The following is a 22242-nucleotide window of genomic DNA, read 5'->3' on the forward strand; positions in this document are numbered from 1 at the left end:
TTATTCTTTGTCCGGTTTAATTGGTGGTCGATCAGTCTGCGTCTTTTTCACACGACGCAGATACGTTGGCAGGCGTTCTTTAAAAACTTTTTGAGCCATCTCCAACGAGGTATTACTGAAATCAACCACACCAATTCCGTAGACGTCCACCGGACCAGGTTCGATTCCGACCATTTCGAATTCCCCTTCCAGTGCTGGTGAAATATTCTTGGCCATGTTAAACCCCTGGCGTTAAAGGAATATCACCTTCGTAGAAAGCCACATAGGTCGGTTGGCTTTTGAACGTTACTTCGATGTAGTTATCAGTACCCGTTTCTACGACATTCCACGACTCAATCCAGACGGGAAATTTCCGGGAACCGTAGAGTTTCTTCTTTCCACCGGGCTTTTCAGTACCCAGGATCATGGGTATATTGGCGTTTTTCTTGATCCAGCCCGTCGATTGTGCAGTATTCTGCAAACGCAGTTTGGGTGAATAAGAAGCACCCAAGTTCCCCATGGATCCGATCGATGTTCCAGGGGCTTCAAGATATTCAGAGATCACCTCCAGAACTGCGGGTTTCTTATTTGCTTTAAAAGTAAAAGCCCCTGTTGCAGTAACGTAATCTTCAGCTGTAGTCGTTGCCCCCAGGACAGGAACAATAGGTTCAGCGGTAATGTCATGGGTACGGATAGCTAAGACGGTTCCCGCAAAACCGGATTGACCTTCCGTCGCAGTTGGACAAGAGATCACATCATCAAAAATTGTTTCAACGCAAGCCATGTAGCTCGATTAATTTAAAAGGTGGTGGGTTGGATACACTTAAAAACCTGATAGAATAGCCTAGTTATTTGAGCAATTCTAATTTGCCCGCCTCGATCAGAATTAATTTTTGACTTTCAGAGAGCTTATCAAAACGAACAGGAAGGCTTTCACCAGCTAACCAGAAGGCCTTTCTAAGTGCCCGATACTGCTTTCCTTCGTATTCGATAACAGGATCCGTAACAGCAATTACTTTTGTTTCAGTAGCTGCTTCCTCTAACAAAGTTTCATATTCACTGTTAGTGGCTTCGAGGCTTTTAATCTGAACATTTGCGACGTCTAGGGACGTAGAAAGATTATTCTTTTCAGAGGTCACTTTGTCCAGATCAGAAGTAAGTGAGGCAATCTTGTCGTCTTTAGCATTCACTAAAGAAGTTAAAGAATTAATCTGAACGATTGCCGAATCCAGTTCCTCCTGGAGTTCGGCTTTAGTTTTTTCAGCCATATTAAGGATAAAATGAAAATTCGGAGAAGAAACCGAGCAGGAAAACCCTGCCCGGCAATTGGATGATTAGGTGGGGGATAAATTTTAACGGAGCCTATTGTACGTCGTCGGCCATAAACACGTATTCAGGAATCCAGAAGCCAACGCCTTTCCAGTAATCCGTCCAGGCCTTAACCGAGCGATCTTCCTGCTCGAATTCAAACTTACCTACGTTTTCAGCTCCCCGAATACCCAGAACAGAGTTACCTTTAATGGTAGTCCAGATCCGGCTAGAGCCTTCGTGAGAGGGTAACCCTGCAATTCTCATGGAAGTACCGTCATCGGCTTTTACTTCATGACTTGCAATCGTTACGGGGCGATTCTTAACGCGGAACAATTCATTGATACGATTGTAATTGATGTTGTACAATGCATCCTGACCGTCCACGAATAAAGTACCGACATCGGTACTCATTTTAATTGGTTCCAGATAAGGCCAGTACTGTTTTGGAATCATGTTCACAAACTCCTGAACATATTCAACTACCAGTTTAGCGTCGGTAGGAACTGGACCTAAGTCAAAAGGAGCAAGACGGGCCGAAGCGATATGGTCATCCTGAACTTTACGAATTCCGTTCATACTGGCACCCGTAGCCGATGCCGTTCCCGCAACAGGAGCCTGATAAATGCCCTTGAAAACTTCCTTCATTTCATAGTTTTCCTCATGCTTTTGCATTACTAAAGCAGAAATCCACCAACGAATAAAAGGCCATTCTTTACGGTTCAAATTATTGGACGTTAAGAATCCTAACCAGCTTTTAACCAAAGTATCAGGTGTTTCCTTTAAATCAATTTTGAAGTTAAATAAAGGAATCTTAACGAGTTCGAACGTCGTAGTTGACTTCGGAGTAAAAGCTTGTTGAAAGGCCTGGAGAACATCACTGATTTGAGCGGTTGCTTTCATCAACAACGTATCATCCCCCAACTGAATATCGGTAAAAAACTTATCCGTAACGGACGAACGCATAATGCGAGTCATTACGTCTTTAATTCCCTGGCCTCCATCGCGGAAGTAGGGACCAGCTTCAGTGATTACCTGTGCAGCATTAATCATAAAACAATGAGTGTGGGTTGGAAAATCTTAAAGTAGGGCTGGTCGTTTGGTACAGTTTAACTTGATTAAATCAAAGACTTACTAGAGTCCGAAACGTTTTAGATATGAATCAGCGAAAGCATTATGCTCGAATTCATCTGATTCATCCTTATCTACGTCCTTATCTTTCTCTTCGCCTGTTTTGGTAGTAGCCAAATTTCCCGGCAGGTTTTTTACTTTGCCTTCAGCTGCGGTAAGCTTGGTTTGCAGGTCAGTTTTTTCACCTTCCAGCTTAGTAACCTGGGCTTTGAGATCTGTCTTGTCAGTTTCCAGCTGAGCTATCCCCTGTAGCTTCGCTTTCAGGGTAGTTAATTCTTCAATACCTACCTGCTCGTCAGAGGTTGCAGTAGTTGCGATCCCTGCCCATCCCAGAGCAGTGATAAGAGCATTTTTCATTGATTTATTAGAGTTTTGGGGTGCGAGTTTAGTAGTGCCTGAGGCAGAAGATTGTAAGGCGGCCAAGCATTCGTCGAACGATCCGATTTGATCAATCAGGCCTTCAGCAATGCCTTCGCGGGCTGTGAATTCAAAGCCATCTTTGACACGTTCAGTAATGGAAGGGCGATCTTCCTTGACGAACTCCATGAAGTTTTTATCGAGCTGGAAAAGCTCGCCTTTGGAAAGGGTTTCGGGCTTACCGTCTTTAGCATCCCGTGAGCCTTTATTCTTGCCAGGTGAAGTTTCGGAGTAGATTTCAATAATCTTAACTCCCATTTTACTGTAGTACTCAGAATAATCACGATACGTTGTATAAACCCCTACTGAACCAACGATTACATTGTTTGAAGTTGCCCAGATTTTAGTAGAACTAACGGCGATATAAATACCAGCAGAACAGCCTAAGCCTTCAATCAGCGTATAAATGGGCTTAGTTGCCCGAATTTTACGTTTGGAACGAGCTAGTTCCTCAGTACCGAACACACTACCTCCGGGGGTATTCATTACCTCTAAGAAGGAAGTAATTTCAGGATCCTGAAATCCCATTTGGTACCAGGCCTCAATCGTTTTTGTGCCAGCAGACCAGCAAACGTCATTCTGCATAACAGCTCCCTGAATAGGAATTACGAGTGTAGAACCAATCTTGAGAGGTTCATAATCATAATTGCCCGAGTCCTTCAGATAAGGTGTAGCCCCTGCCATTTGAAGGATTGCAGAAATATTAGTTTCTGCCTTTTCATCTGGATTGGTTGGAGCTTCACCACGCATTAAAGCGGCTACGATGGGTAGATAAGATTCTACTCCAGCCTGACTCATGGCCAGGTTCGCCTGAAGGATTTCGGAGAGTAGTTTAGTGGGGCGTATCATATTCGATGACGAAATACTACTCTACATTCAGGCTAAAAAAAGACAAAGCCGGGGTGATCCGGCTTTGTAAATAGGCAGCTTAATTTGATTAAGGCAGGCCCTTAATTGATTTGATCTTCACGCCCCGACCCGCACCCGGTTGCATGTTAAAATCGAGATACATCTGACTTAAAATGCCGCCGTACTGCGGATTCGTCGATAAATCAATCGTGTAGGTTCTAAACTGACCGTCAGCAACCGGCTGGAAACTGTAGTATAAGTCATCGTAGGCCGTACCGTACTGATTGTTATACTGCCGGGCATTGTTGCGGTGTTTGAGCAGGGTAATGGTCGCGGGAACCTGTTGACCCGTTACCGCTGCTACAATCTCCAGCTTCGTGTAACTTGAAGCGGGTACGGAAAGCGTCGGTGAAGCAAAGTTGGTAACCTTGCTGGTAAAGTCTACCCCCCAATACCCTGGGTGCGGATACTGAGTCATCTCATTTTCCGCATAGGCTACGTTCGCCCACCAGTGCTGCTTATCCTTCGAGAAATCCGCATCGATTTTTCTCGTATCGTTTCGACGGGTGTAGGCATACGCCCGGGTGTCTTCTGCTGAGCCAAAGACAAAGGCGGATTCGAACTTATAGACCACATTGCGATCGATGTGGTCGTTTCGAATGTGCGTCCCAAACGTACCGTAATCGCCCGAATACTCCGTCCAGCCTGGTTCATCCTTACGACCCTCGTAGGTCGCTGAAAACTTCGCTTCCTGACCCCAAACGCCTACTCCGTTCCCTTTTGCGGGGCTATAGAGATACATCCAGTTTTCTGGAGTCCAGAAATGAGCATTGTTCTTATCCGAATCCTTGATGCCTGCGGGTACGTCGCTGGTTAAGTCCCAATCCGTCAGAGCTCCTGAAGTCCAGGGTTGGTCCCCTTCATAGAATTTAATCTTGTAATAAGGAGAGTTCAAAAAACCGCCGCCCACGTCCTGTCCACGTGGCAAATTCTGGAAGGAATCCGTCCGCTTATTATAGAGAATCTGCGTTTGCTCGACGACCTTATCTTTGATCTTGACGTAGTTATCTACGTGACATTCGCAAGCCAGGTCGAAGTATCCCCACATCTGGGGAACCGTGCGGAAGTAGATACTTTTACCGTCTGAGCTTTCATACCACTGGGTAACGCGACTTGGCGTAGACATATCCCCGGTCTGGATCGGGTCCCAGCCAATGCCTAACCAGTACGGATGTGGCTGCTGGAAGGATAGCCAGGGAATATCCCAGCCGTAGATTGCCCATTGCAATTGTCTGCCTAAATCATGATTGTTAATCATGTTTTCGGTACTGGAGGCAGGCGAATAGAGCTGACGGAATGAACCGCCCGCCTGGTAGTCAACACCAATCCGGTAGTAAGGGGTGGTGTAAATCTTCGTCCCTGAAGGCACATCGGTTCTCACCCCAGCGGGCACTTGCCCAATAACAATTTCACCATTACCCGGATCGCCTGAATTACCCGCGTAGAGCGTATTGAACGACTCCCAGATTTTGTTTGCGATCATTAAATGCCCCGCGTCTCCTGGGTGTTCCTTCACTCCCTGGGAGGCATTAGGCCAGTCCGAATACGCTTTCAGGTTGTACTGATTGGCAAACGAAGAAAAATCAGCCAGGACAATCGGACTCTGGGTAGACTGCTTGTTAAGCACGAGCTGCCGCACCACGGCATCGTATCCGGTATTACTCCAGAAAGCCGTCGTAACGGCTATACGCATCGAGGGGTTAGCCGCTCGAATCAGATCGATCATTTCACTGTACTTGGCGTACAGATTCTTCGACTCGATGAGTGAGGAATCGACGTTTTCCCCTAACCGGATAATAACCAGGTCCTTATCGTAGCACTGTTGCTGAATGCCATTGGCATAATAGCCATCATTCCAATAATTCCGCTCAAAGTCGAATGACCCACCTTTTGCCAGGGTTGACGACGGGTTCAGGGCCTTCATGCGGGCCTGGATAATCGAGAAGAAATCCTTATCGGCTGCCGTAGCCGCCATTCCGCGACCGTCCTTCGGGGTCCAGCCTTGGCTAAGATCCTCTCCGTGGCTAAGAATCGAGTTCCCAAAAACGATCCCGCGAATGGCCTGAGTAGAAGTGCCGCCCGAACCCTGCTGCACGAAATTGACGGACGATTGCCGCGTTTGGGGCTGGTTTCCGTTATCTTCGGCGATGTAGAGCGTGTATTCCCCGCCCGTAACGATCGGACAATCCGACAGATCGTAAGTGATTGTACTCGTTCCCGGACGTGATCCCTTCGAGCATTGATACGAGCCTGAAATGTTGGGATCCCCTCGCTTGTAGACACTCATGTTGTAGCTTACCGTACCCGACTGTTTGGGATTGGCAATCGAAAGCGTAATCTGAGAGGCGGTCTGTGAAAGGATCGATACGCTTAGGGGTTGAGAAGTCGGGGGAATCTGTCCGGTTGGTGTTTGATCGGCAGCTTCCTTCGTTACGGTAAAATCCGTTACATTGCCATTGACCCGGTAATTAGGGCCATACACGACCTTCAATATGTCCGAATAGATACTGTACCGATTGGGTTTATTGTTGTTATAATCCCACAAGCGAACCCGGAATCGTACCGTTTGCCCAGCCTGAAACTTATCGTGGAAAAAGAAATTACTTCCCCAGCCCGGCGAAGGCGTGTAGCCCGAAGAAGCAGCATTCGTTTCCTTATCGCCAAACGTCCACGCTCCATCACCGACGCGGTAATCCCACTGGCCGGGTTGATCAGGAATGCCCTGCGGCTTTTTAAACATTACGTAATCCTTCGATGGATTACTAAACCGGGTCCCGTTCTCGTAGTAATCCATCGACGGAGCTGGAAACACATCTTCTGCCGTTCCCGTCGTGGTAACCTCCGTTTCAGGGGTGCTATAAGGTGAATAGAGATCCCCCTGTTTGACGGCCTGGAAGTGGAACAGATACTTCGTGCCGGGCTTGAGATTGGTAGCCGTATAGCTAGTCGCGTTCGCGGCTAATTCCGTGCGGGTATAATCCTGAGGCTGGGCAAGGGACTGATAAATGAAACCCTTGACTACATTCGTATTATTCCAGTTAAAATTGAACGTAGCCGACGTGCTGGTCACATTTGTGACGCTAGTAACGATCGGAGCATTGATTTGAACGGGAATACTTTGCAGGGCTACGGGGCCTACCTTTTGCTTAGCCGACGGCGTGCGGGGTGTGCCTTCTTTCCAGAGTCGAATGTAGCGGGCCTTTGTATCCCCGATCCCCGTGAACGTATAGGCGTATTGACCCTCGTTAGGCAGGTCCAGGGTAGCCAGGGAAGTCCAGCCTTCATCCGACGTAGCCGATGCGTTAGCGTTCGTAGTAATTTGCAAGTAAGCCTTACCGCCCGCCTGCGTATTATAGAAGCGGACCTGAATCGATCCCGCGTCATTCATCGCCGCCGTCGAGACTTCGACAAAGGGACTCCAGGCAGCTTGCTGGGTAACCGTGACGGTCGCTGTATTAGAAAACGGCGTGATTAAACCGTTCGTTTTCTGACCCCTGACCTGAAGAAAATAGGTAGTCACTCCTCCGGCCACATCGAAACTGTAACTGCGATCACCCGCGGCAATTCCCGATTTGAGCAGCTCATACTTATTATCCTGGTTGAAACTAGCAAACAGATCCCAGCTCGTTACATCCGAAGCGGTATAGTTCCAGGTTGTACCGATTTTGCTTTTAGACTGGTCGTATTGTCCCGTTAAAAGGGGTACTGGATCAGCGGATGGCGGCTGGTAATCCGTTGTAAAAACGGAATCCACATTATTAATCCGAAGCCATTTCGTGGGGGTTTTTAGATAGATCTTCCCTTGATAGAACCGGGCCTCGTTCGTAGCTCCGGGACTATCCTGATTAGCGGGCGGAGTATTACCCCAGATCAACCCTCCAAAACCGCTGGTAGGACCTAACCGCGTGCGAACGAGATTCAGGTAATCTCCCAGCGACATTCGAAAGGTGTTATTGCCGAAGGACACGAGAAAGCTCGCATTCATCTCATCGAGATTCGATGCGGAGAGCAATTGGGGAAGCGTTTGCCAGTACAGCCCATCCACACCGATGTGACCAATCGAGCCCGATGGCCACTGCACCACACCCATTGCCGAAACCACGTCCGCATAGGGCATCCCCTCAAACTTTCCCGTCAGGGGGTTATAGAGCAGGAAGGTGTGCTGCTGGGGGTTAGCGGGCTTGGCAGGTGCGGAAGCAAGACTGATCTGATTGGCGTGAATATTGCCAATCGAATTCGGGTACTGATTCAGATTTACCGTCGTGCCCGTCTTGGAAAAGGCACTTCCGAAAATTAATTCGATGGGTTTATCCAAGATCACCCAGCGATTGCCATTGAAAATCGCGTGTTGACGCTGAGTTGTATCCGCTGTCAAACTCGGACCCATCGCATGATCCCCTAAAACGGGGTTTTGAATCAGGTAGGCAGGCCAGGTTAAGAATAAGCGGGGGTCGCGGGTTGTGCGGCCATTGATGTAGGAGCCATCCGATTTTCTATACTTCAGCCCCTCGTTTGGCACGTAGACCGGGCGAATAAAATCAGCACTGGGGGGAACTACGTCCTGTTTGATGGGAATATCGCCCTGGGCAAAGCTCAGGAGCGATACCAGGCCCAAAAGCCAGGTCATTAGGTACTTTTTCATCGTTCTTAAGGGGTGTGGGTAGGTAAAATAGAAACTTAGAACTTCTCGGAAACTTGAATGATCCGCCTGCGAACCCTGGTTTCAATGTGAGGATCTAGGGCGAAATAGACCGTCTCCTGACCGCTGCGGTTTTTCGAGATGATGCGAACGGTTTTGACGGGCTCCATGAGTTCTACGCCTTGAGAATTGATGTAGACCGTCTGGATCATGAGCGTATCGATCGTGATGTTAGACTTAGGAGCAGGCTCACTTTGAGCGAAAGAGAATTCAGCGGCAGCTAGTAGGCCAGCCAGGATAAGATACTTTTTCATTGTGTTTTAGGGTGTGGGTGGATACTTAGTTAATCCAGTACGGACGGCCAAACAGGCGAACCATGCCGTACATGAGCCGGGCCTGGAAAGGCTTCATGCCTTCGGCCAATAGATCCCGAAGAAAGGCCTGATCGACTTCCCAGCGGGCTCGTTTTCTGCCGATCTCTTTTTCACCGATCTGGTAATCGTAGAGAAAGTCATGCTTAATAGAGGGTACAGTCGCTAGGCCGTGCGGCGGGATCAGGGGCCAAACCGGGCGGGGAACGCTCGAAAAATCGGTCTTGAAACCCGCTGGGATCGTGTAAATCCTGCCTAAATGTTCAAACTGACAGTCGATGCGAACGCGGAACCGGGTCGATTTCTCGCCCGGTCCCGGCTCCACTTTTTCAAGATGAATCAGGGGATACTCGGTGTACATATCTCAGGTGTGGGGTGGTGGAATCATTAGGGGCCAAAGGCCGCTCACTAGTACTAGCTTCGCCTTACGGATTCACTCGAACGGTAATGGTCCCCGAAGGGGTCTTCTCTGAACCCGTGTTGTTCTCAAAGTACACCGTGACCTGGTTAGCAGCGGTAACTTCCGCCCATATCCGTACACCTTGCAGATTCGTTGACAGGGAGGCTTGAGCGTATTGTCCCAAACTTGCCAAGACAGGCAAAACCTGAGAAACCCGGCTTCCCGAAGCAATCGTACCTGCTGAATAAGCTGCTGTGGCTCGGGCTCCATCCACATATTTTTTTACCGCTAATGCAGTCGGATATTGACTATCCGTGGATGAAGTATTGATGCTAATCGTCCGGTTATTTCTCGTCTCCAGATCCTTCCAGGAATCCCAAACCCCGTTCGATAGAAGCCTGATTTTAAGAATCGATGCGTTTGAATTTTGTCCCAGCAACATCCATCCCTGTTTTCCATTTCCTTCCACCGAAGCAAACCCACTCGCCCCTACGGGGGCAAAAGGGTTATTGGCGTGATCACCCGCCACCAGAAAATGCCCACTAGAGAAGACCTGATCAGGATCGACGACTCCTTTCCGCTCCAAAAAGCCTGCATCTACATAGGCTTTATCGACAAGACTTCGACTCGTATAGGAACTAGCGTAATTAGCAAGGTAGTTCAGAGGAGCATTCACTCCCTGAGCCGCCAGCGTTACTCCTGAAAGCGTTACTCCTGAAATCTTTCCTCCTGTTATAGTGACGCTGCTAGAGTCCTGACCCGCTAAACTTCCTGTAGTACGACGAGCTTTAGGGGCGTTCTTCACCTGAATGCCCTGGGAAGCATAATTGTTGGTGGCAATGTTGTCTTCATTGTAGTCATACACGATAGAGGAACCAATAACCGTGCTATTTTCAATTCGATTCCCATACGAGCGGTAAGGAATAGCATTCCCGTAAGCAACCATATTCATCTGAATACCACAATTGTAAGTAGATGAATAGGCAATCTGGTTACGCATGGAAGGAGCTTTTCTCACGCCTGTGGCAGATCCAGCAGGATTAATCCCATTGACAGAGGCAAAGGCAATACCCGCCAGCGGTAGGTTGCCCTGAGCCTGAGTCCCATCACCCACGTAAGTAACTGTGTTGCTTAGAAAATCATTATTAAAGCACATGCCATACCCGTATATAGCGGTAGTTTTGGTGTTACTTTCAATGATATTTCGTTCTACTTTGTTTTTAAGGAATGGAGCTCCTACGGCCAGCGAATCCCCTATTTGAAGAAGTTCGTACTGAGCAGTAGTCAACTGAAGGGCCATGCGGTTATTGCTATGGGCCAGAATCCTGGCACATTCGCCTGCAAGTGCCCCCTTGGTAAAGCAAACAAAAAAGTTATAGTAGTTAGGAGAAGTGGCGTTCCAGCTTCCCGAAAGATTGATGTATTTGGTGGGACCGGAAAGGCTTTTATCCGTAATAGCCGCATATTCCATAGCAGCCATATTGGCAGGTTCGTTATAGCGACCGTCAAAACTGATGGACTCCTCGGTAACACCCCTGATATAGTTGTCGTGGATAATATTTTCTTCCACGATGCCGCTGGCCCCAGCCGTTGACTTCTGGTAAGCAAATGAAATCCCCACAATTCCATTGTAAATTTTATTGTAAGCAATTTCATTTCGTTTACCTCCGAAAAACATCAACCCCCGACTACTACTTCGGTTGTAAACCGTATTGCCGTTGATCTGACTATCGATCAGACGAATAATAAGGGTAGCATTGCCTTTCGGGTAAAAGAACGTATTATTTACTATTTTTCCCCGATGCGTTCCATTACTCGTCGTACCCTGGATGTAAACAGGATTTACAAACGTGCTATCAAAAAAACAGCTACGGATTTCCCAGTCGTTCACCACGGCATCCGTGGGCGTGGCAATTGCATAATTGAGCCCATCCACTCCCGTTAGTCGCAAGCCTTCAATAATGGATCGATTGCCGGGACGAAGTAGAGCCGAGTTACTAAAATAAACGACTGCTGAATCCCCATCCCCTCTTAAGTAGGCGTTATCGGGAAGGAGTACGCTAGAGGCCAGGGTTAGTTTACCCGTGATGTTTACTTTGTATTTTCCTCCCTGTGCGGCGGCCAGAGCTTTGACTAACGCTTGTTGGGTATTGCCATACCAGCTCACTTCAATCGATCCTTTGGAAATGACGCGTTTGAGCCTGATCCCAGTCACGGTTACCAGCGTAACCCCACCATCGTCGGGCGTAGTCTTGTCGCTAAAATCTGCTCGAAATTCACCCTCTTTCCCTTCGCTATCGAGGAAATAACGAACGCCCGAACGTAACGCAACCATACTTCTGAGTTGAGCGTAACTTTCGAAATGTGCTGAAGCAGCGATGTAAGATTTTCCATTCACATCTTTTCCGACCAGCGTACCATCCCAGCCTCCTGACAAGGGGCCTGGCGTGGAAAGGGCCATTCGCCCCTTAACGGAGGCTCCCTCTGTCGTGTCTCTGGTGGTCTCGATGGTTCGAGGGTATTGTGCTTTGAGTAGCGTAGGCAAAAGCACTAAAAGAAAAAGGAGTTTTTTCATGGGTTGTTGTTGGGTGTTTATTGGGATTGGGGGTAAGCGGAGATTAAAAGTTTTACGGGAAACGTCTCACCTTCAGGCATTTCTAATTGAACATGAGTAGCGTCCACGGGAAAAGCGGAGACAAAAGAGACGGGTCTGTTTTCAGGCGTCAGCACATCAATTCGAAGATTCATAGAATTAAGGCTATGCTCGACGAGTATGCCATTACTGGCATTAACGACCACGGTAACCTTCCTGGGGTCAAAATTCACTCCTGCAATCACCGTTAGGGAGTCGGGTTCTTCGGGATATTGCCAGACATATTTTTCCTCGCCGTTCACCTGCTGAATTCCGATTTGGGGGATTTTGAATTCGATCTGGCCACCTTTCACATTTTCCTGATAGATAATTTTCTCACCCGGATAGAGATCATCGAACGTTTCTTCCGAAATGGAAAAGATTCTATTCACGCCAGATCCAGTAACTACAAAATGTTCTCCCAGGATAAGCGTACGTCTGGTTACCGTAGTAAAAGCAAAAAGGCCGATAGTATTAGCAGACCCGGAAAGGGTAATGGGCCAGCTTCGATCTGTACCACGAAAAACAGTAATCGTACGTTTCTGAGGTTCAGGAACAGCGAATTGAATAGACTTTTCCAAAAAATCCAGCATTAGCCCCATCGCGGTTCTTACTCGCCCAGGGGTAATGAGTTGACTGATATTATCAGGCAACAGGTTTAAAATCTGCTGTTTAAGGGTGCTACTCCAGCTCATGGTTTTCTAAATCCATTATCGAATCCTTCATCGAAAGCATTCAGGTTAGGGGGATTTTGTGGGTCGTATGGGACTGGATTGCCAGGATTAATCGGGATAGACGGATCGGAAGGATAGTAATTCGCTGGAACCTGAGCCCCGTACCACATTTTTACGGTCTGCCCTTTACTGCGAAGAGTAACGGCATACCTGCGAGCCGAACCAATCTCGGTACCAGAGACAAACTCCCAACTGGCTCGGAGTGGAGTAAATCCCCTAGTCAAGCCAGATCCAGTTAAATCACAGAATGCGTATAAATCCCGATAAGACAGGGATTCCAGCCAATCCATCGTTTCAATAGAATCATTCAGGGTTTCGAAACGAATTTCGGCGGAGCGAACAGAGCCAGCCGGATCTGGATTTTCGGGGATAGTCAGACTACAACTCTCAGGAAAAAAATCAATCGGACTCAGGAAGACCGATTGATTGGGGAAACGTTCCGCCCGCCAGCGAATGATTTTGTAGCTCTGTGGCAAGTCTCTGGCGTCGCATAGTAATAAGCGATTCACCAGACCGAAGAACTCGGCCTGGCTACACGCCGGAGTTAACGAAACAACAGAAGATGTCATAGAGCCCCGAAGTTGGGGCCAAAACAGGTGTGAACGGCTGGACACAGAAACGGCCTAATTTTAATAATTAGGCCGTTTACAAATTTTAATTACCTAACATTCAGATACTTAAGAAAAGACAAAAGCTACTAGTATCTGACAAAGTAGTATTCTAGTGGAAAATCCCTCCAAATAGAGGACAAACAGCACTTGAAATAGACAAAATAGTTTTGTCCTGGACAGCGAACTAATCTACTGGACAAAGCTTAAAAATACTCGCATAATCAATTGATAATCAATGATCTTCATCTAAAGCCTGTTCGACCCTTGCTTCGTTGTCATTTGAGACAAATTTTTTGTAGGTACGCATCGACATTTTTTGAAGATTGTAATCATGCAGTTCGTCAAAATCGTTGACGTTCCGGTAGGTGGTAGCCGCAGTACCGGGCTTCGTGAAAATCGCAGCTCCTAACATAAAATTAGTGTGAGCTAGGTTAGCTACACAATCCAGCAGTTTACCGATCGGAAAGAGATGGCGTTTAAGAACAGGAAACCCTTTGATTTTTGCAGGCTTTTCAAACTCAACACATACGACTTTCATCCGTTCGGATAGCTGCACTGCACGGGTAGCAGGCACACGCTCGACCGATAACTCCATTAGGCTTTGCAACAGGGGATCAATGCAGCGAATAGGCTCCTTCCCATAGTTTTTAATCAACCAGGCCTTTGTTAAGGGACTGACCGGAATCTTTACCGTGTTACTGGTCACTGATTCATCTTTTTTACTTCTACGCAGGCTCGTTTTTGAAAGGGGGGCGGTATTCATATTCTGGAGCTTTTTTTAGTAAATTCACTGCCAGAAACTAATGTCTCAAAATTTTGGAGAAAAAGCCTAGCCAATTGGTTAGGCTTTTTTTGTACTAATCCAATAGCACAACTTACCACTTTTTTTTCAATTCCCCAAATTCTTCTGAAAATACCGAGTGAATTTTCTACAGCACCCGGACGCTGGAGGCCGATTTTTTTATATTTTTTGTATTTCTGTATTTTTCGGAAGTAAGTCTCTGAAAATGTGAACCTTACATTATACAAATCTTTATACAAACAGAAAAAAAACTGTATTTGAGTTTGTATAGAATTTGTATTTGGCTGATTTCGGCTCACTCCCACTGATTTTGAAAAACCCGTCCACTATCAACTAACTCGTTAGTTTGTATTTTTTGTATTATTTTATATAAACTCTTTATATTTTTTATATAGTTATAAATAATTGAATTTGAGAGTATTATACTAGTAATACGTCTCTAAATACAAAAAATACAAAAATTCCCTGTGAATTTTTGGAGGGGGTTGCAAGGGAAAGGCAATTACGGCCCCGGTCATAAAAAAAGCTTCGCGAAAACGAAGCTTAGAATTGAATAAAAGGAAGAAAGGAAGGGTTATGTTTATATAGTTCATCGAGGATTGTACTGGTTTCCCTTGTCAATCCTATCCTACTGACGCAAAACTAAATACGTGCTAAAAATCAACGAACTATGAAACTAATTTTTTAGTTTTAAATATACGCGTTAAAAGGTTTCTATATAGGGGGGATTAGGGCTATCTAATGTAAGTGGCCAGCCTATTAACAATAGGCTGGCCACGGGGCTTAATATAAGTTGTGAATAGTTTCCTGCTCTATTTGACCTACTGTTCGTTTATTCATGTCAGATGACCTGGGAGCTTCTAAAAACTTACCTGAAGCAAAGTGAATAATATACTTATCATCTTCAACTTCAATGTATTCTATGTTTTCACGGTTTGCAAATACATAGGGTTTCTTTTCGGTATAGAATCTTACGAACATGATGTGAGAGTTATTTATTTGACGATAATATTAGTCTGTTTCCAGGGATCCCAGAAAACATTAGTTCTGACTAAATCAGAAGGCTGCATCGATGGAGTAACATCAGCTGTAATAATCACATGAGGGAACTCTATATCAGGATAGTAGATGTGATTAATTAGGCAGTCTGGTATACCCCATTTTTCATTATAACGTAGCCCTAAGACGTTAATAAGTTTAATACGCTTACGTTTCAGGGCTTTTTCAATAACCCTAGATACAAGAAGGTATTCAACCTCTATATCTTCATTTCTATAATCAGAAGCATGAATAGTTAATACCTTCTTGGGGTCCAAAAACATACTCATAGACCTTACCAAGCCTGATGCAGCAACAGCATTACCAGCTATCCAAGTAAGCTTTTTAATACTTCTTGTGTTTTCCTTCAGTATCATTTGTATTCAGGGTTAAGTTCAAGAGGCTCACCTATTTCAACCAGTTTAACGCTACTGAAGATAGATTCGACTTTGGAGCGTTCTTCGAAATGAAAGAGGGTTTTGAGACTTCTGGAGATTGTTACCGGAGTGCATCTGGGATTATTTGCATTAAGCTCACCTACCTTGTCTACTAAGCTTAAAAAGAGCTGATTGGGCTCTTCGATAGTTTTGCGATCTATCCTGTTTAAATGGTCCTGGATATCCGTTTGGAGATTATTTCTACCAATTTTGTTACTGTTTACTAGGATGATGTATTTCATAATTGTAAGTGCTTAGAGTAAACTTTCAATATCATATTCTTCTTCGCTATCATCGTCAGAATAGAAAGCTGCACAAGACATAAAACTTTTACTTTCCTCATGCCACATAATTGTTTGACGTGCCCCAAAATATTTTGAATGCATTTCGTAAAGGCCTAGCATTCCAATCGATCCTTTTTCTGGCTCCCAGTACATTCCTTCAATTGCTTTCTGATATTGATCTATATCAGAAATTACCCTAGATACAATCTCCCTAGTTTCAGGGCAATCTTTTACTGAAAGAAATAAAAATTCACCACTTCCGTAGTGGTCGTTTGTAGTATGTAGTTTTTGGGAGATAAGCTCATTTAATACTGAGATTGTTTCATAATCCCAGGCGTAGAATGCATCAGTGAGAAAGGGGTGTTTTTCTTGATTATCCATGATTAGTAGCGTTTATCAGTCCAATGAATAAGTCTTCCAGTCCAGTTACTGGAGAACCAAAGACGAAATTGTAACACCGAATCAAACCCATCGTTTTTAATAAAAGCCTCGGTTTCTGCATCAGATAAGAGACGTCCGTCTACATAAACTTCAGGCATCCTATTAAGTCCAAAGGGTATAATTTCGACGTTTTGAATACTTCTGCAAACGAGCTTAGCAAACTCATACTCGTTTGGTTTGCCTTTGTGTAGTACACAGGTTATCTCTTTGCCTGACTGCCATAACTGTTCCCTGTCTTCCCGGAGTGTGTGAATTTTGGGAGGGAATTGAGTTCGAAGGTTAGGCACATATATGCCAAAATTCATCTTTGCTTCACCTCTGGGAATACCAGCCCAAATCTTTTCTGGGAATCGCGTTTTGGTGTTGTCAGAGTACTTATCAAGAAATCCGAGTTTCATTTATTTGATTTTTTAGCCTCTTTCGAGATTTGTTCTAAAATCCATTTAATAGCAGGGGCTAACCCAAATACTAGGAAGGCAATAACTATCATTAAGGAAGGGGAAGAAAGGCCCGGACGAATGCCGGGCTTTAGAAAGATTAATTGATAGATAAAACAGCGTTTTCTCCAGATCTATAAAGACTTATAATAGATTCTGAAAGAAGAAGGAGTTTACAAACCTCATTCCATTCTTTAGGAGTTAATACAATCTGCTTGCTTATAATCCGAACGCAATGTGCATTTTCGGAATTAAAGTCTTTACTCACTTTCACTTTGTCTTCGTAACGAGGTAAAAGCCGCTTGATTTCGTCTTTTAAAGTTTCAGCTGAATTGATGTCCATTGACTTGGTCGTTTTGTGGTTTAACTGATTGATTTATTGAATAATAGTTGATTTAACTCGCTCCCAGTAGTTAGATACTTTCTCGTAGGCCTGCCTGAATTCCATGTAATCACTTTTTTCAAGGCCTGGCATCTTTATCAACGTATCAATGTCAGTTTTACAGAGGCTGGCCGCACAATAGTCGTACATACCCTTTTCGCGGGTGAGAGCCCGGAGGTATCGACCTTTATTGGGACTCTCGATCTTCCAGTAACTTTCCGTCGCTGGAAGTTTGTAGTACTGGGGATAGCTTTCCATTACATTAAAATGGTAAACTTGATTTCTGTGAACCTTCAATGATTGACTCCAATAGCATTTTAATCCGCTCCATTTTTTCAATATCAAGGTTTTCAAAATAGCTATCTCGACGTTCACTATTCTTTCCATAACCCATTGTTAAGCTGGCTCCAATTTGCTCTGAGTAATAAATGATTGCGTGGATTTCTCCACCATCTGTTTCTTCATAGTTATCATCTAAAACCATAGCTTTTCGAGCTACGATAGTCTTATTTCCTACGATTAAGACTTTAGCCATCATTGAATCCACATACCGAATAGTTTCCATATTAAAAGGGTATATCAGAGTTAGTAGCTGGCTTTGGCGTACGGACGTGAAAGCATTCCTTATTGTTGTACATGATTCGCCCTTGCTTATCGATCAAATCGGAAGGATTCAACTCATACCCGTTATACCGACACCAAGCCTGCATTTTCTTTTTGAAAAGCTGCGGGGTTCCTTTTGCTCTACTGTCTGCCCAATAAGATTCCTGAGCGTCCGTCCTAACGACATTCTGATTTAGATTCCCGGAGGCTGGATGAAAATAGACTTCGGCCCAGTTATGGAAGTTTTCGCCCATTTCTGAAAGCAGATTTCGCCTGTTCACATTATCAAGTGGGGGGTCAATTTTATCTTCACAACTCAGGTAAAATTTCACACATTGAATCATTAGATTATAAAACTTGAGACATTGTACCTCAGAGACATCTTCAAGAATATTCTGAACGCCGAATTCGATTTTAGGTGAGTGGGATCCGTTATACTCTCCAGAACCATCGTCTTCGTGGTACCAGTCAGAAAACACCGTGTAGATTTTACGACGTATATCTGACGGTTCAGTATATCGATCACCGAAATTGGAGTTCATCCAGATTTTAGGCGATCGCTGAAAATCCAGCACATTCGACTCCCTACCCTTCCGGTTAATGACCCAATCAGAAGTGGCGGGTTCGTAGAATTTACGGAAACGCACATAGGAATCCATATCATCAATCAGTACCAGATCTGTATCTTCTTTCACCTTTTCGAAGACGAAATCATTCTCGTTAATTGCGTCTCCAGTGCCAGGCAAGGGCGTTACCTTCAGAAATTTCTTGATGGCCTTCGTCAGAATCGATTTTCCGGTACCACCGTGCGATTCTCCGTCTTCTGCCAGTTTCCCATCCATGGAATACACTACCCAGGGACGGCTGGCAAACTTGTATCGATGCAAAACGTAACCAATCACAAAAAGCCGATTCACCAGATGCTGCTTCTGTTCTTCCTGCTCAGCCATCGTCAGCAAGGGCCCTGCAATATCGAATTGATGTTTTTCCTTATAGTCAGCGATTTCTTTTGGAGTCCGAACCGCCATAATACGTTTGGCTTCCTCCGGTGACATAAAAGAGCCTTCGAAGTATTCCGCTTGTTGGGTCTTATTAAGACGGGTCATGATATCGATCCGTTCCTCCCATTCCCGCCGCCAGTGGATCCGGCAGGTTTGAATCAGGTAATTGAAGAAAATGCAATCGTTATCAAGGATGTCGATATCATACTTTCCGTTCGGCATGTGTTTCACCCTGAACATATCAGGCAGAATCTCAACCTTTACCGGGCGTTCTTCGCGGTTTACTTTCACGGTCGGACGCATTACTTTGTCCTGCCACACGTAACATTCTGATTCCGACTGCTTTACTTCCTCGATTGCTTTAGCCGTAACCTTCCAGGTCTTTTTGTCAAAAAAGTAATACTGATAATCCTGACCGTAATTCTGAAAATCGAGGTCTTTGAAGGGAAGGTTTGCTAAGGATTGATTGGCCAGTGTACCCGAAGTTGCTCGGTAGAACGTGTTACGGAGGTCTTCCGACTCCATGCGTTCTTCCAGAAAATCATTGATAAAATCGCGTAAATCCGACTCGTTAACCACCCGAACGATATTATTCTCAGCTCGAACAAAAATCTTCCCGTCATTAGCAGACTCCCATTTCAGACGTGAAAACCCATTCCGGTGTAGAAAATTATAGATACGCAGCGGGTTAGGTTTGAACTCCATCATAGGCCGTCCGTACTTGTATTTAACCTTACCCGTTTTCGCATCGACAGCCTGCTCTACGTCCCAGAACTGATAGGGATAAGAAGTTGATAAGAGACGACGGAAAGCAGACTGATTGTAATACTTCAGGTAATCCCGCACGTCCTTACAGGGATTGCCTCGCTGGTCCCGCTTTTCGCGTAAAGAATCCGGCAGAAACACCCCTCTCAGTTCGAGATAGTGCATGCAGGTATTATGAGTGGCCTTGATACCGGTTGGGTCAATGTCGTTGAGCAAATACACTGCATCCGCCATTTTCATGAGTTCCCGGTATAGCTCAGGACGCAGGAATGCGGTTTCAGAGTTCATCCAAATCACCTTGAATCCTAAAGCAGCGACATTAACCGCGTCAGACCCCCCAGAGCAGATGATAATCTCCTGAAGTTTGGCATCTTTCCTCTTTTCCTCTTTACCTTCTTCGTCGGCCTTATCATAATCCTGATCGGCTTTTGCATTCAGATCGATAAGAAACTTGCGGTGTTGATCGAGGCCGTGGATGTAATCCTTTTCATAATTACCTTCAGGCTCATACTGAAACCGATATTTCTTATCATCCTTCGGCTTATAGATCTTCTTAAACTTCCCTTCGTCAATCATGAAGATGGGAAAGCGTTCGTTACTGGAGATTTTGCGGGTAACCAGCTTTCCCGTCTTTTCGTCCTTTTTTGTCTTAGTAAACGACTTAAGGCACTTCCAGCGATAGTAATGCAGGTTTTTACGACCGTTATCAATTCGCTTATCATCGTTAGCTCCTAAAGCTTCCCAGGCGTAACGAGAATAGATCGTTAACAACTCGTGCAGATCGAATTCTTTCTCTTCGAAATCAAAGTAACCCTCCGGCTCTTCAGGCCCAGCAGGGCGGCTTTCTACGTCTGGTTTAGGCAATGCCTGTTTCTCAGGTACAACTCCGTAAAATGCAGCAACAGTCTTAATGGCCGTACCATAGTCTACACGATCTTCCAGCTCACAAATGGCAATAGCATTACGTGGCTTTGAATCACTTCCAAAATCCGTAACTACATAAACTCCGTCTTCCAGACACTTCATCCGGGCGGATGCGGTCTTTTCTTCACCTCTGACTTTAAAAGCCTTCTTTTCGTTAGCGTCAGGGTAGCGTGAGAGGATGAATCTCAATCCTCCATCCTCTCGCATTATGTCATCAATCTCAATCACTTGGATAGCAGTTAGGGTAATTAGCTATTTACTAAAGGCAGTATGGATAGTCTGAGAAATCTGTCTGGCTTGCTCAGCGTTATCCGTCATATTTTTTATTCTGTTAGTAGCCTTCATACATGCTACTGTATCACCACACCAGGACTGAAAGCTGAGCAGAACGGCCCGGAGGGCATCTGCCTGATTTTTTGAAAGAACGAGCAGGAATTTTTCACCTGAGAATTGCTTACCATCACGCACAATGCACTCCATTTGGCTTTCGATTCGCTTGAAAGCATTCAGAATTACAGGTTGTAACTCTTTGATATCAGGATCTTCAGAAGTGAGAGCTTCAGCTGCTGACATTAGCAGCAAATCCTGATAGGTTAGCAGAACCACGTTAGAAGATTGATATTCCTCCATAGCGACTGATGGGCGTTGGGTGCTTCGGAATTCGTGACGAATGGATGAAAACAGACGACTTAGTTCAGAGATTTTCATAGTATGGACGGGTTATTTCAACTGATTGAGTTCATCCAGAATGGAGACTGCAAGCGTTTCGAAGACTGTCAGCAATTTTATGTGACTGCTCACATGAGTTTCGTTAGGCTTAATTAGGGCTATGCTACTAACCCAGGCATTTACATCACGCAGGGCGAATTCTAGCCGATTGAGTTTTTGCTGGGACTCCAATTCAGGAGCCACCAACTCAGCACCTTCCAGGTGGCGTTTGAGCAAGTCTTTCAGAATCTCATTCATAGTCTCAAAGCAATCAGTTGTTCAAGGAAATTTTTCAGATCAAGAAGCACGTCATTCACTGCGACGTGGTGATCAGTCCAGAGGGGGCGGATTAATTCAAGCCATTCCAGCTTTTTTGTGCAGTCAAAGAGAGCGACTTCAAGCTCATCTTTTGATTCATCGCGAAAGCCTAACGTTCCATTCAGGAAGGCTTCAAAAGCAAAGGTGTAAAAGTTCATTTTCTTGGTCGTTTGAACTGGTTTAACTTGGATTTCACTGGGTAAGCGTACTATCTATTATGCCTGCTCGGTGAGCTGGCCATATTGTTCTAATTCTGTCAATGTTGGAGCTAACCTTCCTAAACCCATCCGCGTAACTCTGCTAATCACTATATCTGCCTGCTCTACTGGCATCTGGGGGTAAGTGCGATAAATCTTCACTTTCCAGTCATCACCTAACTTTTCTTTGAGTTCGCTAAACCGTTGTTTTAGCTCGTTTGTAGCCCTCATATACCGTTGATTAATTTTTCTATTGCCTTCCGCGAAAGGCGTGTTATTTTTAGCACGTCTTAATTGTCATGCTAAATTATTTCCCATAAAAGGAAATAACAATACTTTTTAAGGAAATATTTTTCCCTTAAAAGGAAATTTATATTTAAATGTCTCAGAGAGAACGAGTTATACTTTTACGTGAGAAAGTTGGAATGAGCAAACTTCAGTTTGCTCAGCTTATTGGGATTTCAAAAAGCAAGTATTACCGATTTGAAGAAGGTGACCCTACAGCTGATCTCACCATGGATTCTGTAGGCATTATAGCCGAACATTTTAAAGTTTCATTAGAATGGCTTCTACTAGGAAAAGGTGGTGACAATCCAGTTTTTGTAGAAGGATATGTATCAAGACAGAAATATGATGAGATGGAGCAAAGGCTAATTTCTATTCAAGAAGAATTACTGAAGTATCAGAAAAGGGAGATTGAACAGCTCAAAAAATCTGGCGATGTTTCTGACGAGAAATAACTAGGGACAGTACAATAATAAGCTTTGAATTAAC

At 45.0% G+C, this 22242-nt stretch carries 25 protein-coding genes; 1 reads left to right on the forward strand and 24 read right to left on the reverse strand.

The genetic code is table 11. From position 1 onward, the window contains the following. The 24 genes from QE357_RS15675 to QE357_RS15790 all read right to left on the reverse strand — a co-directional run bounded on the left by QE357_RS15675 (position 1) and on the right by QE357_RS15790 (position 21699). Complete coding sequence (locus QE357_RS15675; protein ID WP_309709346.1) at positions 1 to 216, reverse strand: hypothetical protein; 216 nt, start codon at positions 214 to 216, stop codon at positions 1 to 3. Between the two features lies 1 nt (position 217). Continuing rightward, entirely contained in the window at positions 218 to 763 is a 546-nt protein-coding gene (locus QE357_RS15680; protein ID WP_309709348.1) for a hypothetical protein, read from the reverse strand. A 64-nt stretch (positions 764 to 827) separates the two neighbouring features. Beyond that, positions 828 to 1247: a hypothetical protein gene (locus QE357_RS15685; RefSeq protein ID WP_309709351.1), complete on the reverse strand. Its 420-nt coding sequence runs from the start codon at positions 1245 to 1247 to the stop codon at positions 828 to 830. 94 nt (positions 1248 to 1341) lie between these two features. Further along, positions 1342 to 2340, reverse strand: coding sequence for a hypothetical protein (locus tag QE357_RS15690; protein ID WP_309709355.1), 999 nt, complete (start codon positions 2338 to 2340; stop codon positions 1342 to 1344). Between the two features lie 81 nt (positions 2341 to 2421). Further along, complete coding sequence (locus QE357_RS15695; protein ID WP_309709358.1) at positions 2422 to 3684, reverse strand: S49 family peptidase; 1263 nt, start codon at positions 3682 to 3684, stop codon at positions 2422 to 2424. 88 nt (positions 3685 to 3772) lie between these two features. Further along, on the reverse strand, positions 3773 to 8386 hold the full coding sequence (locus QE357_RS15700) for a fibronectin type III domain-containing protein (RefSeq protein ID WP_309709360.1): 4614 nt from the start codon (positions 8384 to 8386) through the stop codon (positions 3773 to 3775). A 35-nt stretch (positions 8387 to 8421) separates the two neighbouring features. After that, a complete protein-coding gene (locus QE357_RS15705; RefSeq protein ID WP_309709363.1) occupies positions 8422 to 8697 on the reverse strand; it encodes a hypothetical protein in 276 nt (91 codons plus the stop codon). A gap of 25 nt (positions 8698 to 8722) precedes the next feature. Beyond that, a complete protein-coding gene (locus QE357_RS15710) occupies positions 8723 to 9115 on the reverse strand; it encodes a DUF1353 domain-containing protein (protein ID WP_309709365.1) in 393 nt (130 codons plus the stop codon). A 64-nt stretch (positions 9116 to 9179) separates the two neighbouring features. Further along, positions 9180 to 11729, reverse strand: coding sequence for a hypothetical protein (locus QE357_RS15715; protein WP_309709370.1), 2550 nt, complete (start codon positions 11727 to 11729; stop codon positions 9180 to 9182). Positions 11730 to 11746: 17 nt separating this feature from the next. Continuing rightward, on the reverse strand, positions 11747 to 12481 hold the full coding sequence (locus QE357_RS15720) for a hypothetical protein (RefSeq protein ID WP_309709373.1): 735 nt from the start codon (positions 12479 to 12481) through the stop codon (positions 11747 to 11749). Then, entirely contained in the window at positions 12478 to 13089 is a 612-nt protein-coding gene (locus QE357_RS15725) for a hypothetical protein (RefSeq protein ID WP_309709376.1), read from the reverse strand. The genes QE357_RS15720 and QE357_RS15725 overlap by 4 nt, the downstream gene beginning before the upstream one ends. 274 nt (positions 13090 to 13363) lie before the next feature. After that, positions 13364 to 13894 carry a hypothetical protein gene (locus tag QE357_RS15730; protein WP_309709378.1) on the reverse strand — a complete coding sequence of 177 codons (531 nt, stop codon included), beginning with the start codon at positions 13892 to 13894 and terminating at the stop codon, positions 13364 to 13366. A 1034-nt stretch (positions 13895 to 14928) separates the two neighbouring features. After that, positions 14929 to 15348, reverse strand: coding sequence for a hypothetical protein (locus QE357_RS15735; RefSeq protein WP_309709379.1), 420 nt, complete (start codon positions 15346 to 15348; stop codon positions 14929 to 14931). Next, the gene (locus QE357_RS15740; protein ID WP_309709384.1) at positions 15345 to 15650 is read right to left on the reverse strand and encodes a hypothetical protein; all 306 of its coding nucleotides are present in this window, start codon (positions 15648 to 15650) and stop codon (positions 15345 to 15347) included. Before QE357_RS15740 ends, QE357_RS15735 begins: the two co-directional genes overlap by 4 nt. A gap of 12 nt (positions 15651 to 15662) precedes the next feature. Then, positions 15663 to 16073: a hypothetical protein gene (locus QE357_RS15745; RefSeq protein WP_309709386.1), complete on the reverse strand. Its 411-nt coding sequence runs from the start codon at positions 16071 to 16073 to the stop codon at positions 15663 to 15665. Positions 16074 to 16075: 2 nt separating this feature from the next. Beyond that, complete coding sequence (locus tag QE357_RS15750) at positions 16076 to 16531, reverse strand: hypothetical protein (RefSeq protein WP_309709389.1); 456 nt, start codon at positions 16529 to 16531, stop codon at positions 16076 to 16078. Positions 16532 to 16670: 139 nt separating this feature from the next. After that, on the reverse strand, positions 16671 to 16913 hold the full coding sequence (locus QE357_RS15755; RefSeq protein WP_309709392.1) for a hypothetical protein: 243 nt from the start codon (positions 16911 to 16913) through the stop codon (positions 16671 to 16673). A gap of 33 nt (positions 16914 to 16946) precedes the next feature. Then, positions 16947 to 17210 (reverse strand): hypothetical protein, encoded by a 264-nt coding sequence (locus QE357_RS15760; protein WP_309709395.1) that lies wholly within the window; start codon positions 17208 to 17210, stop codon positions 16947 to 16949. 4 nt (positions 17211 to 17214) lie between these two features. Continuing rightward, positions 17215 to 17517 carry a hypothetical protein gene (locus QE357_RS15765; RefSeq protein WP_309709398.1) on the reverse strand — a complete coding sequence of 101 codons (303 nt, stop codon included), beginning with the start codon at positions 17515 to 17517 and terminating at the stop codon, positions 17215 to 17217. A 1-nt stretch (position 17518) separates the two neighbouring features. Continuing rightward, positions 17519 to 20473, reverse strand: a complete 2955-nt coding sequence (locus QE357_RS15770) for a hypothetical protein (protein ID WP_309709401.1) — start codon at positions 20471 to 20473, stop codon at positions 17519 to 17521. Positions 20474 to 20497: 24 nt separating this feature from the next. After that, the gene (locus QE357_RS15775) at positions 20498 to 20953 is read right to left on the reverse strand and encodes a hypothetical protein (RefSeq protein WP_309709404.1); all 456 of its coding nucleotides are present in this window, start codon (positions 20951 to 20953) and stop codon (positions 20498 to 20500) included. 12 nt (positions 20954 to 20965) lie between these two features. Continuing rightward, positions 20966 to 21211: a hypothetical protein gene (locus QE357_RS15780; protein ID WP_309709407.1), complete on the reverse strand. Its 246-nt coding sequence runs from the start codon at positions 21209 to 21211 to the stop codon at positions 20966 to 20968. After that, the gene (locus tag QE357_RS15785; RefSeq protein WP_309709410.1) at positions 21208 to 21429 is read right to left on the reverse strand and encodes a hypothetical protein; all 222 of its coding nucleotides are present in this window, start codon (positions 21427 to 21429) and stop codon (positions 21208 to 21210) included. Before QE357_RS15785 ends, QE357_RS15780 begins: the two co-directional genes overlap by 4 nt. 57 nt (positions 21430 to 21486) lie before the next feature. Next, the gene (locus QE357_RS15790; protein WP_309709412.1) at positions 21487 to 21699 is read right to left on the reverse strand and encodes a hypothetical protein; all 213 of its coding nucleotides are present in this window, start codon (positions 21697 to 21699) and stop codon (positions 21487 to 21489) included. 149 nt (positions 21700 to 21848) lie between these two features. Here QE357_RS15790 and QE357_RS15795 point away from each other — a divergent pair, with 149 nt between their 5' ends. Continuing rightward, the gene (locus QE357_RS15795) at positions 21849 to 22208 is read left to right on the forward strand and encodes a helix-turn-helix transcriptional regulator (protein ID WP_309709415.1); all 360 of its coding nucleotides are present in this window, start codon (positions 21849 to 21851) and stop codon (positions 22206 to 22208) included. Positions 22209 to 22242: the final 34 nt, after the last annotated feature.

It is taken from the genome of Siphonobacter sp. SORGH_AS_0500, from assembly GCF_031453245.1.
In the GTDB taxonomy this organism is placed as follows: domain Bacteria; phylum Bacteroidota; class Bacteroidia; order Cytophagales; family Spirosomataceae; genus Siphonobacter.